Source organism: Acidovorax sp. NPDC077693, from assembly GCF_044542805.1.
Lineage (GTDB): Bacteria > Pseudomonadota > Gammaproteobacteria > Burkholderiales > Burkholderiaceae_C > Acidovorax.
The window spans coordinates 59,452-74,802 of record NZ_JBITVD010000020.1; the positions used below are offsets into that span (position 1 = coordinate 59,452).

12 protein-coding genes are annotated in these 15,351 nt (G+C 67.7%); 8 read left to right on the top strand and 4 right to left on the bottom strand.

Going from position 1 to position 15,351, the window contains the following annotated elements; translation table 11 throughout:
• The first annotated feature begins 23 nt into the window (after positions 1 to 23).
• The 3 genes from ACIGHN_RS23740 (at position 24) to ACIGHN_RS23750 (ending at position 3,178) form a co-directional block, all read left to right on the top strand.
• On the top strand, positions 24 to 1,454 hold the full coding sequence (locus ACIGHN_RS23740; protein ID WP_396506512.1) for a hypothetical protein: 1,431 nt from the start codon (positions 24 to 26) through the stop codon (positions 1,452 to 1,454).
• 53 nt (positions 1,455 to 1,507) lie between these two features.
• Entirely contained in the window at positions 1,508 to 2,914 is a 1,407-nt protein-coding gene (locus ACIGHN_RS23745) for a leucine-rich repeat domain-containing protein (RefSeq protein ID WP_396506514.1), read from the top strand.
• Between the two features lie 87 nt (positions 2,915 to 3,001).
• Entirely contained in the window at positions 3,002 to 3,178 is a 177-nt protein-coding gene (locus ACIGHN_RS23750; RefSeq protein WP_396506516.1) for a hypothetical protein, read from the top strand.
• On the opposite strand, the gene ACIGHN_RS23755 is transcribed toward ACIGHN_RS23750, so the two are convergent.
• From ACIGHN_RS23755 to ACIGHN_RS23765, 3 genes are all read right to left on the bottom strand, one after another.
• Positions 3,167 to 3,811 carry a GNAT family N-acetyltransferase gene (locus tag ACIGHN_RS23755; RefSeq protein WP_396506518.1) on the bottom strand — a complete coding sequence of 215 codons (645 nt, stop codon included), beginning with the start codon at positions 3,809 to 3,811 and terminating at the stop codon, positions 3,167 to 3,169. The two genes, ACIGHN_RS23750 and ACIGHN_RS23755, sit on opposite strands and share 12 nt — an antisense overlap.
• Positions 3,812 to 3,905: 94 nt before the next feature.
• The gene (locus ACIGHN_RS23760) at positions 3,906 to 6,527 is read right to left on the bottom strand and encodes an ATP-binding protein (protein ID WP_396506520.1); all 2,622 of its coding nucleotides are present in this window, start codon (positions 6,525 to 6,527) and stop codon (positions 3,906 to 3,908) included.
• A 164-nt stretch (positions 6,528 to 6,691) separates the two neighbouring features.
• Positions 6,692 to 7,609 (bottom strand): LysR family transcriptional regulator, encoded by a 918-nt coding sequence (locus ACIGHN_RS23765; protein ID WP_396506522.1) that lies wholly within the window; start codon positions 7,607 to 7,609, stop codon positions 6,692 to 6,694.
• A 126-nt stretch (positions 7,610 to 7,735) separates the two neighbouring features.
• Between ACIGHN_RS23765 and ACIGHN_RS23770 the strand changes: the two genes are divergently transcribed.
• The 4 genes from ACIGHN_RS23770 (at position 7,736) to ACIGHN_RS23785 (ending at position 12,933) form a co-directional block, all read left to right on the top strand.
• On the top strand, positions 7,736 to 9,118 hold the full coding sequence (locus ACIGHN_RS23770; RefSeq protein ID WP_396506523.1) for an acyclic terpene utilization AtuA family protein: 1,383 nt from the start codon (positions 7,736 to 7,738) through the stop codon (positions 9,116 to 9,118).
• A 13-nt stretch (positions 9,119 to 9,131) separates the two neighbouring features.
• Positions 9,132 to 9,530, top strand: a complete 399-nt coding sequence (locus ACIGHN_RS23775) for a hypothetical protein (RefSeq protein WP_396506525.1) — start codon at positions 9,132 to 9,134, stop codon at positions 9,528 to 9,530.
• A gap of 68 nt (positions 9,531 to 9,598) precedes the next feature.
• Complete coding sequence (locus tag ACIGHN_RS23780; RefSeq protein ID WP_396506526.1) at positions 9,599 to 10,594, top strand: Bug family tripartite tricarboxylate transporter substrate binding protein; 996 nt, start codon at positions 9,599 to 9,601, stop codon at positions 10,592 to 10,594.
• Between the two features lie 206 nt (positions 10,595 to 10,800).
• Positions 10,801 to 12,933, top strand: coding sequence for an alpha/beta hydrolase domain-containing protein (locus ACIGHN_RS23785; protein ID WP_396506527.1), 2,133 nt, complete (start codon positions 10,801 to 10,803; stop codon positions 12,931 to 12,933).
• A 441-nt stretch (positions 12,934 to 13,374) separates the two neighbouring features.
• Here ACIGHN_RS23785 and ACIGHN_RS23790 read toward each other — a convergent pair whose 3' ends face one another.
• On the bottom strand, positions 13,375 to 14,268 hold the full coding sequence (locus tag ACIGHN_RS23790) for a LysR family transcriptional regulator (RefSeq protein ID WP_396506528.1): 894 nt from the start codon (positions 14,266 to 14,268) through the stop codon (positions 13,375 to 13,377).
• Positions 14,269 to 14,396: 128 nt separating this feature from the next.
• Between ACIGHN_RS23790 and ACIGHN_RS23795 the strand changes: the two genes are divergently transcribed.
• Positions 14,397 to 15,263, top strand: a complete 867-nt coding sequence (locus ACIGHN_RS23795; RefSeq protein ID WP_396506530.1) for an MBL fold metallo-hydrolase — start codon at positions 14,397 to 14,399, stop codon at positions 15,261 to 15,263.
• Positions 15,264 to 15,351: the final 88 nt, after the last annotated feature.

The following is a 15,351-nucleotide window of genomic DNA, read 5'->3' on the forward strand; positions in this document are numbered from 1 at the left end:
TTCATAGCCCTTCATAGCCCTCCATGGCCACTTCCTCCTCCTCTGTCACCCTGGACTATGACATCGGCTTCGATGCCATCGTTGCCGAACTCGATCGCCTGGTCCGTGCGGGCGTGCACCCGGACCGCATCAGCGTGTCCCACTATGCCGCCGTGCAATGGGTCTGCGAGGCCCACTGGGTGTACTCCGATGGCCCGGACGCCGCCTGTGCCGCCCGGCGCGTGGACGCCCAGCTCGCCCTGCTGCGCTTGATGCTGGAGCGTGGGGCGGATCCCAACAAGCGCAAGAACCGCAATTCCACGCCGCTGGCTGTTTGCTGCCGGCAGTTCGCCACCTATTTCCAGGAGCGTGCCCTGGAGAGACTGGGCCTCGTGTTGGCCGCAGGCGGCGACCCGCGCCAGACCAAGGACCCCGCGCTGTGTATTGCCTTGGGCCTGCGCGAGATGCGGGGTGAGGTTTTCGACATGGCGTTCCGCGAGGATGCGTCTCCAGGCCATGCCGATGCGGTTTTCCAAGCGGTCGACATGCTGCTGCAGGCAGGCGCCGACATGGAGGCGCTGGAGCACCGTGCGATGTACCGGCCGTTCCTGATGGCGGCGTACATCGGCAGCGTGTCGCTGCTGCGGTGGTTGAAGGACCGGGGCGCCGATGTGCAGGCCACCAACCCCGATGGGTCCAATGCGCTGATGTACGCCGCAGGCGACGTGGACGGCCTGGCCCGCAGCCGCGCGGGGTTCTCGACCACCTGGCATCGGATGGGCGACCCTGTCGCCAGCACGCGCCAACTGCTCGATTGGGGCCTGGACCCGGCCGCCGCCAACGCGCGCGGCCGTATGCCGCTGCGCCTGGCCGTCAGCGCCGGCAACCTCGATGTGGCCGCTGTGCTGGCCGAGGCGCTCGCAGGCCAGGGCAAGCTCTTGGCGGCCGATGTGCGCTTGTTCAGGGGCACCGACCACGAGCCCCGCGTGGCAGCGTTGACCACCTCGGCGCCAGCCAGAAAGCCTGCCAAGCCCAAAGCCGCGCCCGATGGTGTCGCCCAGCGCGCCACCTGGGACCGTGCCCCTGCACTCATCGACGGGCCCACCGACTGGCAGCCCAGCCAGTACCCCGAGTGGCTGCGCACCTGTCTCAAGGACGTGATCGCACGGCTGGGATCGGGCGCGGACCCGCGCGTGCCGTCAGGCACGTTGTACCTGGAGTACGACGACTACTCTCGCAGCCTGCGGCTGTCTCGCACCAAGTCGTACCTCAGCCGCAGCGGCGCGGTGGAAATGGGCGTCCACGTGTTCGATTGGTCGATCATGCGCGTGCGCTTCTCGCAGGTGGAGGGCGACGACTGGGTGCTCCGCGAAGCCATCGATCTGCCCATGGCGCCCGGCGCGCCGCCCGCCACCGACGTGCTGTGCGACGCCATCGGGCAGCTGTGCGCCCGCTACCTCAACACCTCGGCTTGAGCACAAGCGCCCGTTCGCCTTCCGGCACCTTCCCACCGTCACCACCCGACCCCATGACCACCAAGCCCAAATGGACCGACCGTCTCTACAGCCCTGTCCGCGTGCTGAACCATGCCGACAAACTGCATATCGAGAAATTCAGCGACGCCGATCTGGACCAGATCGCGGGCTGCGATGACGTCCTGGACATGGACCTGCGCAGCAACCGCACCGCGCAGCCGGTGGATTTGTCGCGCCTGGCGCACATCCAGGGACTTCGGCGGTTGAGCCTGGAGCGCATGCAGTTCACCAATCTGCAGGCACTCAAGGCGCTGCCTCATCTCAACTCCCTGACCATTGCGCATTGCGACTTCAACGACTTCGACGCGCTCAATGGCCTGAACGTTGAGACGCTGTTCTTGTGGAACAACAAGCTCGCCCGCTTCCCGGCAGGGCTCGACCTGCCCAGGCTGGAGAACCTGTACCTGTCGAGCAACCGCATCACCGACCTGTCCTTCGTCGCCAGCTATCCCGCCCTCAGGTGCCTGCATGCAGACGGCAACCGGATCACTGATGTGTCACCCTTGGCAAGTTGCACGGCCTTGGAGTCCCTGTGGATCGATGACAACCCGCTGGCCACGCTGGCGCCGCTGGCGGGCAGGCGCTACCAGCGCATGCATGTCAGCAATGAGCTGAGCGCCGAGCGAGCGGCCCTTGGGCTGGAGTTGCCCGAGGAGCCGTATGTGCGCGACGCGGCAGGCATCGAAGCCTCGCGCATCGCGCAGCTGATGGAGGCCAAGGACTGGCCGCAGCTCTACGCCGTCACCGATGTGGCCTTGTTGGGTGACGCATTCTCCAATCTCGTGCACGGGCACTTCGACGAGGACATGGTGCGCGGCGCGCTGGCACACCCGGCCCCTGGCGCGTTCGATGCGATGGTGACCCACGGCCTGCGTCCGCACTATTGGGACGAGTCCCAACTGTTGGTGACCGTACTGAGCAGCTTTGGCGAGCGCCTGGTGACCCCGCTGACCCAGAGCTTTCACGCCGAGCTGGCGTTTTACCCGGAGTACGAACCGTTCTACGCGGGCAAATTGAAGCACGAGCATGCCACCATCGCACGCATCCTGGTAGAGGCACCCCTGCCAGTGTTTGCCGAGCTGTTCCTGGCGTTCTTCAACCAGCGCGGGGACTTCTCCGAGGCCCACCTGCACCACTACAAGCGCTTGCTCGATGTGGTGGGCAAGGTGAATTCACCGCAATTGGTGGACCCCATCATCGACCTGCTGCGGTTTGAAAAGCACATCCTGGGTGGTGACGCGGCTTTCATGAAAAAAGTCTTCAAGGCCATTGGCCAGTTGGGCGCCAAGGCCGATGCCGCCGTGCTGGCCAGCCGCTTTGACGTGTCCGCTGAAACCCGGCCTGATGTGGCGGAGGCCTTCGAGACCACCCTCAAAAAGCTGCAAAAGAAGAAGAGCTGATGCGCCGCAGGTGGCGACCGCCGCTCACCGGGCAGACAATGCGGCCCACAGCAGCCTGTGTACTGCGCACCCCTGCGGAGGTCTCCCATGCCCATCGAGCTCGATCACCTTCTGGTCCCCGCGCGGGACAAGATCGCCGCCGCGCGGTTGCTGGCGGGGCTGCTGGGCGTGCTGTGGTCGGAGACTGGCGTGGGGCCCTTTGCGCCGGTGTTCGTGAACGACGGCCTCACCTTTGACTTTGACGGATGGAGATCAGGCCGATGAATACCCGGTGCTGTGGTACCCCGGCAGCCTGGTGGTGTAGAAGTCGGGGTGGATCCAGGTGTAGTGCCCCAGGACGAACGCGCATTTGTCGATGTCCGCCGTCGATAGCTTCACGGCATAGTATTTTCGCAGGTAGTCGGGCGTGGCTTGCTGGGAGTCCTGGTAGGCAAACCCGAACCGGCCATAGAAGGTTTCAGAGCCCCCCACGGTCGTGATGTGCACCTGCGCCGGCGTGGCGTTCTGCCGCAGCAGGGCCATGCGCGACAGCAGCAGCAAGGTGCCCAACCCTTTTTGCTGGTGCGCGGGGTGCACCATGCCGAACGAGAGGGTGACAAACTGCTGGCCTTCAACGGGATCGGCCGTCATGCCACCCACGGCCACCACCGCATTGTCCTGCTCGATCACCACGATCAGCACTTTTCCGTCACGCAGCCATTGCGCGAACATCGGATAGAACCCGGCCGGGAAGTGCAGCGGTTCGTTGAGCTGGTAGATCTGCTCGCACTGCGCAATGTCTTCGGGCTGCAGCAGCCGAACCTTGCACAGGGGCAAGGCGCCGACGAATCCCATCTGGAATTCACCCTCTTTCCGTGCAAAGAAGCGCCGGATCTTTTGAATTGTTCCAGTCATCATTCAAGACGCCCCGTCGCTGATGGTGGCCCGGCGCGGGTGCATTCGATGGCGCTGCAGCGCCATCGCACCCTGCGCGCCGCCACCACCGATACCGCTACCGCTCGATCATCTCCTGCACCTTGGCCGCCAGCGCCGCCACGTCGAACGGCTTGGTGATCACCTCCATGCCGAACGCCAGCAGCCCGTTGCCCACCGCCGCGTTCTCGGCGTAGCCGGTGATGAACAGCACCTTCAGGTCCGGGCGCGTCACCCGGCCGGCGTCGGCCACCTGGCGGCCGTTGAGGCCGCCGGGCAGGCCCACGTCGGTCAGCAGCAGGTCGATGCGGCGTTCGGACTGCAGCACGTGCAGGCCTGCGGGGCCGTCGCCGACCGAGATCACGTTGTAGCCCAGGTCTTCCAGCTCTTCGGCGATCAGGCCGCGGATGGTGGCCTCGTCCTCGATCACCAGCACCACCTCGCCATCGGCGCGGTGGTCGAAGGTGGGCTGCACGTGCGGGTTCTCCTGGTCGGCCTCGCCCATGTAGCGCGGCAGGTACAGGCACATGGTGGTGCCTTCGCCGGGCACCGAATAGATGCGCACCTGCCCGCCCGACTGCCGCACGAAGCCGTACACCATCGACAAGCCCAGCCCCGTGCCCTGGCCCATGGGCTTGGTGGTGAAGAACGGGTCGAACGCGCGGGCGATCACCTCGGGCGTCATGCCCACGCCGGTATCGGTCACGCACAGCGATATGTACTGGCCGGGCGGCAGCTCGCGCTCGGCCGCGGCGCGGTCGTCCAGCCACTTGTTGGCCGTCTCGATGGTCAGGCGGCCCCCGTTGGGGGCCATGGCGTCGCGCGCGTTGATGCACAGGTTGAGCACCGCGTTCTCCAGCTGCGACGGGTCCACCTGCGTGAGCCACAGGCCGCCCGCGCCCACCACCTCCACCTCGACCGACGGGCCCACCGTGCGGCGCACCATTTCCTCGATGCCGCCCACCAGGCGGTTCACGTCGGTGGGGCGCGGGTCCAGCGTCTGGCGGCGTGAAAACGCCAGCAGCCGCTGGGTGAGCGCGGCTGCGCGCCGCACCGCGCCCTGCGCCATGCCGATGTAGCGCTCGGTGTTGTCGAAGTTCCGGGCGTTCAGGCGCTTTTCCAGCACCTGCAGGCTGGCGCTCATGCCCGCCAGCAGGTTGTTGAAGTCGTGCGCGATGCCGCCGGTGAGTTGGCCGATGGCCTCCATCTTCTGCGACTGGCGGAACTTGGCTTCCACCTCCATCAGCTCGTTCGTGCGCTCGGTCACCTTGCGCTCCAGCGACTCGTTCATCTCGCGCAGCTGGGCTTCGTTGGTGCGCAGCTCGGCCTCGGAGCGCGCGCGCTCGGCGGCGGTGCGGGTGCGGGCCGCGATCTCGCGCATGAACTCGCACTCCTCATGGGTCCACTGGCGCACGTCGTCCTGGTTGACGAAGAGCACCGCCACCAGGCGCCCGTGCTCCACCACCGGAATGTTCATGAAGGCGCGGCCGCTGAGCGCATCCAGGGCGTCGGCGGCCATGGCGGTGCGGGTGTCCAGCCGCGCATCGGTCACGCGCACGAACTCGTCCCGCTTGAGCTCGTCGACAAAGGTGCCGAAGTCCCGCAGGCAGAGGCTGCCCTGCAGCGTCTGCACCCCGGGGGCCGTCCAGTCGCACTGCACATGCAGGGTGTCGGATTCGTGGTCCACGCGGCCGTAGCCCGCGCGGCTGACCTTGAGCGTGTGGCCCAGGATGCGGGCGGCGGCCAGGCTGATGTCGTCCACGTCGTCCAAGCCGCGCAACTGGCTGGTGAACTCGATCAGCGCGTCGCGCTTGGCCTCGGCCGCCACGCGCTCGGTCACGTCCAGGCCTTCCACGAAGATGCCGGTCACGGTGCCCGAGGTGTCGCGGATCGGCTGGTACACGAAGTCCATGTACCGCTCGCTCACCGCTTCGCCCGCATGCTGCCGGATGTCGAAGCGGGCGCCGTAGGCCGTGGCCGCCTTGCCGCTGGAGTACACGCCGTCGAGCATGGCCACATAGCCCTGTTCGGCCGCTTCGGGCAGTGCGTCGGCCACCGTGCGGCCCAGCAGGCTGCGGTCGCCCACCATCTCCAGGTACTTGGGGTTGGCCAGCTCGATGCGGTGGGTGGGGCCCTGCAGCAGCACCATGAAGCTGGGCGACTGCTCGAACAGCGTGGCAAAGCGCTCGCGCTCCATCAGCAGGCGCCGGTCGGCCAGCACCTTGTCGGTGGTCTCCACCACCAGCGCCTGGGCGCCCACCGGCGTGCCCTGGTCGTCCACCAGGGGGGAGTAGTTCAGGTCCACCCACAGCGGGCGGTACACGCCGTCGCGGTTCAGGCTCAGTTCCTGGTCGTCGTAATGCAGCGTGCCGCCGGCCAGGCAGACCTTGAGCACGCGGTCGTTCAGGTCGGCGGCCTCGGGCCAGGCCTCGCGGATGTTCATGCCCAGCAGGCCGGGGTGGCGCCCGCCCGCAAAGCCGGCGTACGGGTCGTTGTAGATCAGCACGCCCGGCTCGCCCCACAGCGTGGCAATCGGCATGGGGCAGCGCAGCATGTTGACCAGCGCGCCGGTCAGGTGGGGCGGCCACTGCTCGATGGGGCCCAGGTCGGTGGTGCTCCAGTCAAAGTCGGCAATGAGCCCGGCCATCTCGCCGCCGGCTGACAAAATGAAATTCTTGACGTGGGATGTGCCGTTGGCCATGCGTGCCAGTTCCTGTGATGGGTTTGTGCGCTGGGCGGTGGTCTGGCACCGTTGATTCCGCGCAATGATAAAGACACCGGCTTCCCGGTTTGTAGGCCAGTTGCCTATAGCCCCATCGGAGACAGCAACTTCTGGATACACCTGTGCTATCGGTGCTGCTGGTGCTAGTGGTGCTCCAGCTGCGCCGTTACGGGCGCATGCGCCATCACCAGGGCGTACAGCGCCTGCGCCGCCACCGACAGGCTCTCGTCGCGCCGCCGCACCAGGTAGATCTGCCGCGTGAGGCCTGCCAGCGCCAGGGGGCGTGTGACGAGCCCCGGCTGCTCGAAGTGGAACAGCGTGAGCGCCGGCACCACGCTGATGCCCAGGCCCGCGCGCACCATGCCCATCACGGTGGCCAGTTGCTCCACCTCCATCAGCGTGTGCATGGCCTGCGGGTGCAGGGCGGCCTCCAGGTACTGGCGCACGCTGCTGGTGCGCGCCAGGTGGATGAAGGGCCAGGCCGCCAGGTCCTGCGCGGTGACAGCCTTGCGCCGGCGCGCCAGCGGGTGGTCTGCAGGGCACACCAGATAAAAGCCGTCGCTGCAAAAAGGCTCGGCCTGCAGCGCAGGGGTGTCGGCGCGGATGGCGGCCAGTGCAAAGTCGGCATGGCCGCTGGCCACGCGCTCGATGCAGGGCTCGGACAGCACGTCGGCGATGTCGATCTCGATGCCGGGGTGCGCTGCGCGGTACTGCGCCAGCACGGCGGGCAGCCAGCCCGCGGCCAGCGACGGCAGCAGCGCCACGGCCACCCGCCCGCGCTGCAGCGTGGCGGCATCGCGCACGGCCGACAGCGCGTTGGTGATCTCTGCGCGGATGCGGCGGGCCGATTCCAGAAAGTTGTGCCCCTCGGGCGTCAAGTCCACATGCCGCGTGCTGCGGTCGAACAGCCGCAGGCCCAGGTCGTCCTCCAGCGCGCGGATCAGCGCGCTGAACGCAGGCTGCGACAGGTGGCACAGGGCTGCCGCGCGGGTGAAGCTGCGCTGCTCGGCCAGCGCGATGAAGGCGTCGATCTGGCGGCTGGAGAGGTGGGCGGTGCTCATGGGTGACGGCGAGGGCAGAAAAGCCCGCAAGGGCTATTTATCTGCAATGCAGATGGATTCATCATAAATATCGATTTCACAGAATACCGCAGTGTTTCTACAGTGCGGCCCAGGAGACACACATTCATGGCGAACAACACCCATCTGCGGGTCGGCTGCGCCGCCGGCTTTTCGGGCGACCGCACGGACGCGGCCTTGCCCGTGGTGCAGGCGCTCATCGCCAGCGGCCAGCCGTCGGTGCTCATCTTCGAGACTTTGGCCGAGCGCACGCTGGCCCTGGCGCAACTGGCCCGCCGCACCGACCCCGATGCGGGCTACGAGCCGCTGCTGGCCGACCTGCTGCGCCCCGTGCTCGGGCTGTGCCTGGCGCACGGCGTGCGCATCGTCAGCAACTTCGGCGCGGCCAACCCGCACGGCGCCGCACGCCGCATCCAAGCGCTGGCGGCCGAGCTGGGCCTGGCCCGCCCGCGCATCGCCGTGCTGCAGGGCGACGACCTGAGCGGCCCGGCCCACCGCGCGCTGCTGCAGGACGCCCTGGGCAGCGCCATGCCCACCGAGCCCATCGTGAGCGCCAACGCCTACATCGGCGCACAGGCCATTGCCGATGCGCTGCGCGCCGGGGCCGACATCGTGGTCTGCGGCCGCGTGGCCGACCCGTCGCTCGTGCTGGGCCCGGCGCTCGCGCACTACGGCTGGGCGCTGGACGACTGGGACCGCCTGGCCCGCGCCACCATGGCCGGGCACCTGCTCGAATGCGGCGCTCAGGTCACGGGCGGCTACTTTGCCGACCCCGGCTACAAGGACGTGCCGGGCCTGGCGCACCTGGGCTACCCCATCGCCGAGATCGACGCCGACGGCCACTGCACCATCACCAAGCCGCCCGGCACCGGCGGGCGCATCGACGAGCGCACCGTCAAGGAGCAGTTGCTGTACGAGTTGCACGACCCCGCGGCCTACCTCACGCCCGACGTGGTGGCCGACATCACCCGGGCCCGCGTGCAGGCCGTGGGCCCCGACGCCGTGCGCCTCACCGGCGTGCAGGGCCACGCGCAGCCCGCCACGCTCAAGGTCAACGTGTGCTTTGAATCCGGCTGGTTCGCCGAGGGCGAAATCTCCTACGCCGGCCCGCGCGCCCAAGCCCGCGCGCGCCTGGCGGGCGAGGTGCTGCGCGAGCGGCTGGCCGGCCTGGGCCCGCTGCGCATCGACCTGATCGGCGTGACCAGCATCTTCGGCGACGACACCAGCCGGTGGCTAGATGCGCCCGCCAGCGATAGCAACAGCAACAGCGGCGACGCCCGCAACGACGTGCGTGATGTGCGCCTGCGCGTGGCCCTGCAGCACCGCGACCACGCCAGCGCCCAGCGCCTGGTGCGCGAGGTGACCGCGCTCTACACCTGCGGGCCCGCGGGCGGCGGCGGCGTGCGCACCGCCATGCGGCCACGCCTGGGCACCGTGTCGTGCCTGGTGCCGCGCGATGCGGTGGCCGTGCGCTTCGAGATGGTTGATTGAGGGACCACACACCATGACTTCTGCAACCCCGGCCGCAACCCAGCCCGCCACCACGGCAACCATCACTGTTCCGCTTTATCGCCTGGCCCACAGCCGCACCGGCGACAAAGGCAACCGCTCCAACATCAGCGTCATCGCGTGGCACCCCGCGCTGTGGGATGTGCTGGTCGAGCAGGTCACCGAAGCCGCCGTGGCCCGCCAGTTCGCGCTGCGCCAGCCACGCCAAGTCACGCGCTACCTGCTGCCGCAGCTGCAGGCCATGAACATCGTGCTGGACGATGTGCTGGACGGCGGCGTGAACGATTCGCTCAACCTCGACAGCCACGGCAAGGCGCTGAGCTACCTGCTGCTGGACATGCCCGTCACCGTGCCTGCCGCGCTGGCACCGCACCTGGGCGGGCCGCCGCCGTAGCCGTCGCTTGTTTGACGGGTTCCCGATTCCCTTTCCGCTTTTCCATATCTATACACAAGGAGACAACCATGAACCGATCCACTTCGCTGTTGAACCAGGGCCGACGCCACGCGATGGCCGCCGCCGTGCTGGCGCTGGGCGCGCTGCAGGGCGGGGCTGCCCATGCGCAGGCCTACCCCGCCAAGCCCATCACCTTCGTCGTGCCGTTCGCGGCCGGCAGCGCCACCGACCAACTGGCGCGCGCGCTGGGGCAGTCCATCACCAACGACACCAAGCAGGCGGTGGTCATCGACAACAAGGCCGGTGCCAGCGGCATGATCGCGGCGTCGGCCGTGGCCAAGTCCGCAGCCGACGGCTACAGCGTGCTCATCACCACCAACACCACGCACGCGGCCAACGAGCATCTGTACAAGAAGCTCTCGTACGACCCGGTGAAGGACTTTGTGCCGGTGACCGGCCTGGGCAAGGGCGGGCAGGTGCTGGTGGTCAACGCCACCGCGCCGTACAAGAACGTGGGCGAGCTGCTGGCCTTTGCCAAGAAGAACCCCGGCAAGCTCAGCTTCGGCAGCGGCAGCTCGTCGAGCCGCATGGCCGGCGAGATGCTCAAGCAACTGGCCAGCGTGGACATCCTTCACGTGCCCTACAAGAGCAACCCGCTGGCCATCACCGACCTGCTGGGCGGGCAGATCGACCTGATGATCACCGACACCTCCACCGGCGTGCCCCAGGTCAAGGCGGGCAAGCTGCGTGCGCTGGGCTACTCCACCCAAAAGCGCAGCGCCCAGCTGCCCGACGTGCCCACGCTCGACGAAGCCGGCGTGAAGGGCTACGACATGGGCTACTGGTTTGCGGCCTACGTGCCGGCCGGCACCCCCGCACCGGTGGTGGCGCGCCTGAACGAGCTGCTCACGGCGGCCACCAAGAGCGCTGCGGCCAAGAGCTTCTACGACAACGCGGGCTCCGAGGCATGGACGACCACGCCCGATGAACTCGCCAAGTTCCAGGCCGCTGAAACCCAGAAGTGGGGCAAGGTGATCAAGGCCGCCGGGATCGAGGCCGAGTAAGCCAGCAGGCCAGCCAAGCCAGCCCACAAGCCGCAGCCCCCGCGCCGGGCCGCGGCTTTTTCCAACCCTGTTTTCCGTTCCGCCCGCGCCTGCCGTCCCCGGCAGGCGCGGGCGGAGCCTTGCCGCGCGCAGCGCACCAGACGCTGCCGTTTTTCTCTCAGAGCCGCTAGAGCGGCCACCACCCACTATCCATCCCAGGAGACACCATGCAACCCCTTCACGCACTCGGAAAACTCGCCCTCACGGCCGCCGCCGCAGCAGCCCTGGCCGCTTGTGGCGGCAGCGGCAGCAGCAATGGGGACGACGTCCCCAAAGGCCCGGCCCTGAAGCTCCAGATCACTGCCACCGAGGCCTTCCCCGGCAGCTATGGCGACGTGGGCGAGTACGAGCGCCTCACAGGCACCATCAGCGGCGAGGTCGACCCCAAGGACCCCAAGAACGCCACCATCCAGGACCTGGCGCTTGCGCCCACCAACGCCAACGGCACGGTCGAGTACCAGGCCGACTTCGTCATGCTCAAGCCCAAGAACATGGCCAAGGCCAGCGGCGTGCTGCGCTACGACGCACCCAACCGCGGCAACATCCTCACAATGCTCAACCCCACGGCCACGCCCAGCGATGCGGTGTACCTGGAGCGTGGCTACGTGATGCTGTACTCCGCCTGGCAGGGCGACGTGCCCAAGACCACCCCGGCGCGCCTCACGGTGACCGTGCCCGTGGCGAAGAACAAGGACGGCAGCAGCATCACCGGCCCTTACCGTGCCGAGCTGGTGCCCACTGTGGCCAGCGCATCAATGACGCTGCCCGGCGGCGTCTTCAACGGCACCATGATCCCGTACGAGCCCGCCAGCCTGGACAACACCCAGCCCGGCTACTCGCTCACCCGCCGCGCCAACGAGACGGATGCACGCGTGCCGGTGCCCGCAGCCGACTGGAAGTTCGCCACCTGCGATGCGGGCACCAATGCCTTCCCCGGCACCGCCAGCCCCACCAGCGTGTGCCTCAAAGGCGGGTTCGACCCGGCCTACCTGTACGAGCTGGTCTACGTCGCCAAGGACCCCAAGGTCATGGGCGTGGGCCTGGCCGCGCTGCGCGACACGGTGAGCTTCTTTCGCGGCAAGGCGGCCGACTCGTCGGGCACGCCCAACCCGCTGGCGGGCCGCATCCAGTACACGCTGGGGCAGGGCACCTCGCAGTCGGGCAACGCGATGAAGACGTTCCTGCACCTGGGCTTCAACCAGGCGCTCGACGGCGGCAAGGTGTTCGACGGCATCTTCGCCCACGTGGCCGCGCGCCAGACCCACATCAACACCCGCTTTGCCGTGCCCGGCGGCGGCGGGGGCCTGCGCACCGACCACACGGCCTTCGGCCAGACGGCGCCGCGCGGGCTGGACAAGGACTACAACGACGACATCAGCGGCCGCCAGGGCGGCGTGATGAAACGCTGCGCCGCCACCAGCACCTGCCCCAAGTTCTTTCTGGGCCTGTCGGGCACCGAGTTCTGGCAACTGCAGGGCTCGCCCGTGCTGACCGATGCCCGCGGCACCAAGGACCTGGCCCAGCCCGACAACGCGCGCATTTATTACTACGCCAGCACCCAGCACGGCGGGGCAGGGGGCACGGCCAGCATCGCGTACGCGCCCACGCGCGCTACCTACCCCACGGGCACGGTGGTGCACTTCAACGACACCTTCCGCGCGCTGTTCCTGAACCTGGAAGACTGGGTGGTGCGCGGCACGCAGCCGCCCGCCAGCCAGGTGCCACGCATCGACAATGGCACGCTGGTGCGGCCCGAGGCGCTGGCCTTTCCGGCCATGAAGGGGCTGACCTGGGCGGTGGGCGGCGTGCAGACGGCCATTCCTGAGTTCAGCTACCGGGGCCTGTACAACAACTTCCCGCTGTTCGACTTTGGCCCGCAGTACATCCCGCAGGACGAATCGGGCATCGCCACCATCCTGCCCCCGCGCAACCTGGGCCGCGACTACGCGATCATGGTGCCGCAGGTCGATGCGTCCACCGGCCTCACCCGCGCCGGCATCCGCAGCGTGGAAGCGCGCGCGCCTCTGGGCACCAGCATCGAGTTCAACTACGTCGCCACGCCCGGCATCACCGACCTGGCCAACCTCACCGGCAGCTTCATCCCCTTCCACAAGACGCGCGCCGCGCGGCTGGCGGCGGGCGATGCGCGGCCGTCGCTGGAAGAGCTGTACGGCACGCAAGACGGCTACGTGGCGGCCGTGACCGAGGCCGCCAACGCACTGGTGGCGCAGCGCCTGCTGCTGCAGCGCGACGCGGACCTGCAGATTGCGCGGGCCAAGGTGGCGGCGGTGTTGCCGTGAGGTGACTGGGTATTTGGGGTGGGGCTGAGGTTTTGGTGCCGTTGTGCTTCTTGGCGGTGGCCCCCCTCTCCCCAACCCCTCTCCCGCGAGGGGCGAGGGGCTAAGGTCCGCAGGGGCGCATGGCGTTAGGGGCTTAAGCAGACGGCGCCACATGCAGGGCGGGGCGCAGTCCCCTTCGCCGACGCTCCTGCATTCACACCCTCTCCCCTCGCGGGAGAGGGCGGGGGAGAGGGGGTGGTGGATCAAGCATTCATGCATCCTTGCCCACAGCTCCCTCTCCCCAACCCCTCTCCCGCAAGGGGCGAGGGGCCAGGGCGCCGGGGTGCTGTTGATCGCCTTTCCAACATCAAGCAAAAAACAGCCTCTACCGCTGGATCAGAAAGCGCTACCAGCTATCGAAAAGATAGCGTTTCACTCATCTGCCACGCCTACCCGCGCCAACTACCAAGGCACCCCTTCAAACCGCTGCACCAAAAAATCCAGCAGCGCCCGCACTGCCGGCGACAAATGCCGGCGTGACGGGTACAGCGCGTAGATCGTCATCACTGGCAAATCCCACGCGGGCAGCACGGCCTGCAGCTCGCCACTGCGCAGCAACGGGTTGACCAGGTACGTCGGCTGCATCGCAATGCCGCCCCCCGCCAGCGCCGCGCGCATCAGCGTGGTGGCCTCGTTGGCGCTGAAGTGGCCCGACACGCCCACGCGCTCGGTCTCTGCGTCCCGGGTCAGCGTCCATACGCTTTTGCCAAAGTTGGCATAGCTCAGGCAGCGGTGCTGCGCCAGATCGGCCGGCACCTGGGGCGTGCCGTGCGTGGTCAGGTAGGCGGGTGATGCCACCAGCACCGAGTCACACCGCGCCAGCGGCCGGCCGATGAGCAGCGGGTCGGGCTCGGCGCTGATGCGGATGGCCAGGTCGATGCGGCGCTCCACCAGGTTCAGCGACCCCTCGCTCGCGTCCAGGTCGATCTTGAGCTGCGGGTGTTGCGCCAGAAAGTCCGCAATCGCCGCGCCCATCTGCGCGAACGCGAACGACACGCTGCAGGTCAGCCGCAACTGGCCGCGCAGCTCGCCCTCGGTGGTGCTGGCGGTTTCTTCCTCCAGGTCTTGCGACAGCGCCAGCATCTGCTGGCAGCGGCGCAGGCAGTGCTCGCCGGCATCCGTCAGCGTCACGCTGCGGGTGGTGCGCTGCAACAGCCGCGCCTGCAGCCATTGCTCCATCTCGCCCACATAGCGCGTGACCATGGCGCGCGACATCTCCAGCCGCTCGGCCGTGGCGCTGAAGCTGCCGCTGGTGGCCACTTCCACAAACACCCGCATGGCCGTCAGGCGGTCCATATTTGCTCTATTGGTGCAACAAATATGCGCATTTTATGGGGTTTATTGGATCGATTGGCGCAAATAAACTTCGCTTCGACATCGACGCCAAGCCCTGACAACCCCTTCAACTTTCTGGAAAAACCACCATGTTCCGCACCACCCTCATCGCCGCCACCCTCGCCGTCGCCTTCACCGGTGCCCAGGCTGCCCAGCCGCTGCAAGTCAAGGTCTACAACGCCGACGGCAACAGCTTCAACGTCAACTCCACCGTGGTCTACGGCGACAAGGAAGCCATGGTCATCGACGCCGGCTTCACCCGTGCCGACGCACTGCGCATTGCCGCCAACGTGCTCGACACCGGCAAGGAGCTCAAAACCATCTACGTGAGCCAGGCCGACCCCGACTACTACTTCGGCGTGGAAACGCTCAAGGAAATCTTCCCCAAGGCCGACGTGGTGACCACCCCCGCCGTGCTGGAGAAGATCAACGCCAAGCTGGCGACCAAGCTCTCGTTCTGGGGCCCCAAGATGGGTGCCAACGCACCGCGCACGCCTGTGCTGCCCAAGGCCATCAGCGGCAACACGCTGAGCGTGGACGGCCAGGTGGTCGAGATCCGCGGCACCACCGGCATGTTGGCGCACCGCCCGTATGCGTGGATCCCGTCCATCAAGGCCATCGTGGGCAACATCGCGGTGTCGGGCACCAACACCCATGTGTGGACGGCCGACACGCAAACCGTGGCCGAGCGCAGCGCCTGGGTGGCCCAGCTCGACGAGATGGCCGCACTGCAGCCCGCCGTCGTCGTGCCCGGCCACATGCCTGCCGGCGGCACGCTCGATGCTGCCAACATCACCTACACCAAGGGCTACCTGCAAGCGTTCGAGAAGAATGCCGCCGCCACCAAGACCAGCGCCGAACTCATCGACGCGATGAAGAAGGCCTACCCCGCAGCGCCCATGGGCCTGTCGCTGGACATCGGCGCCAAGGTCAACAAGGGCGAGATGAAGTGGTAAATCGCTGAATTCTGGAAAGGCCGGCGGCGAACCTGCGGTTCATCCATCGCTGCCGTTCGGGCTGGTGCCGCCGTTCAGGCTCCCACAA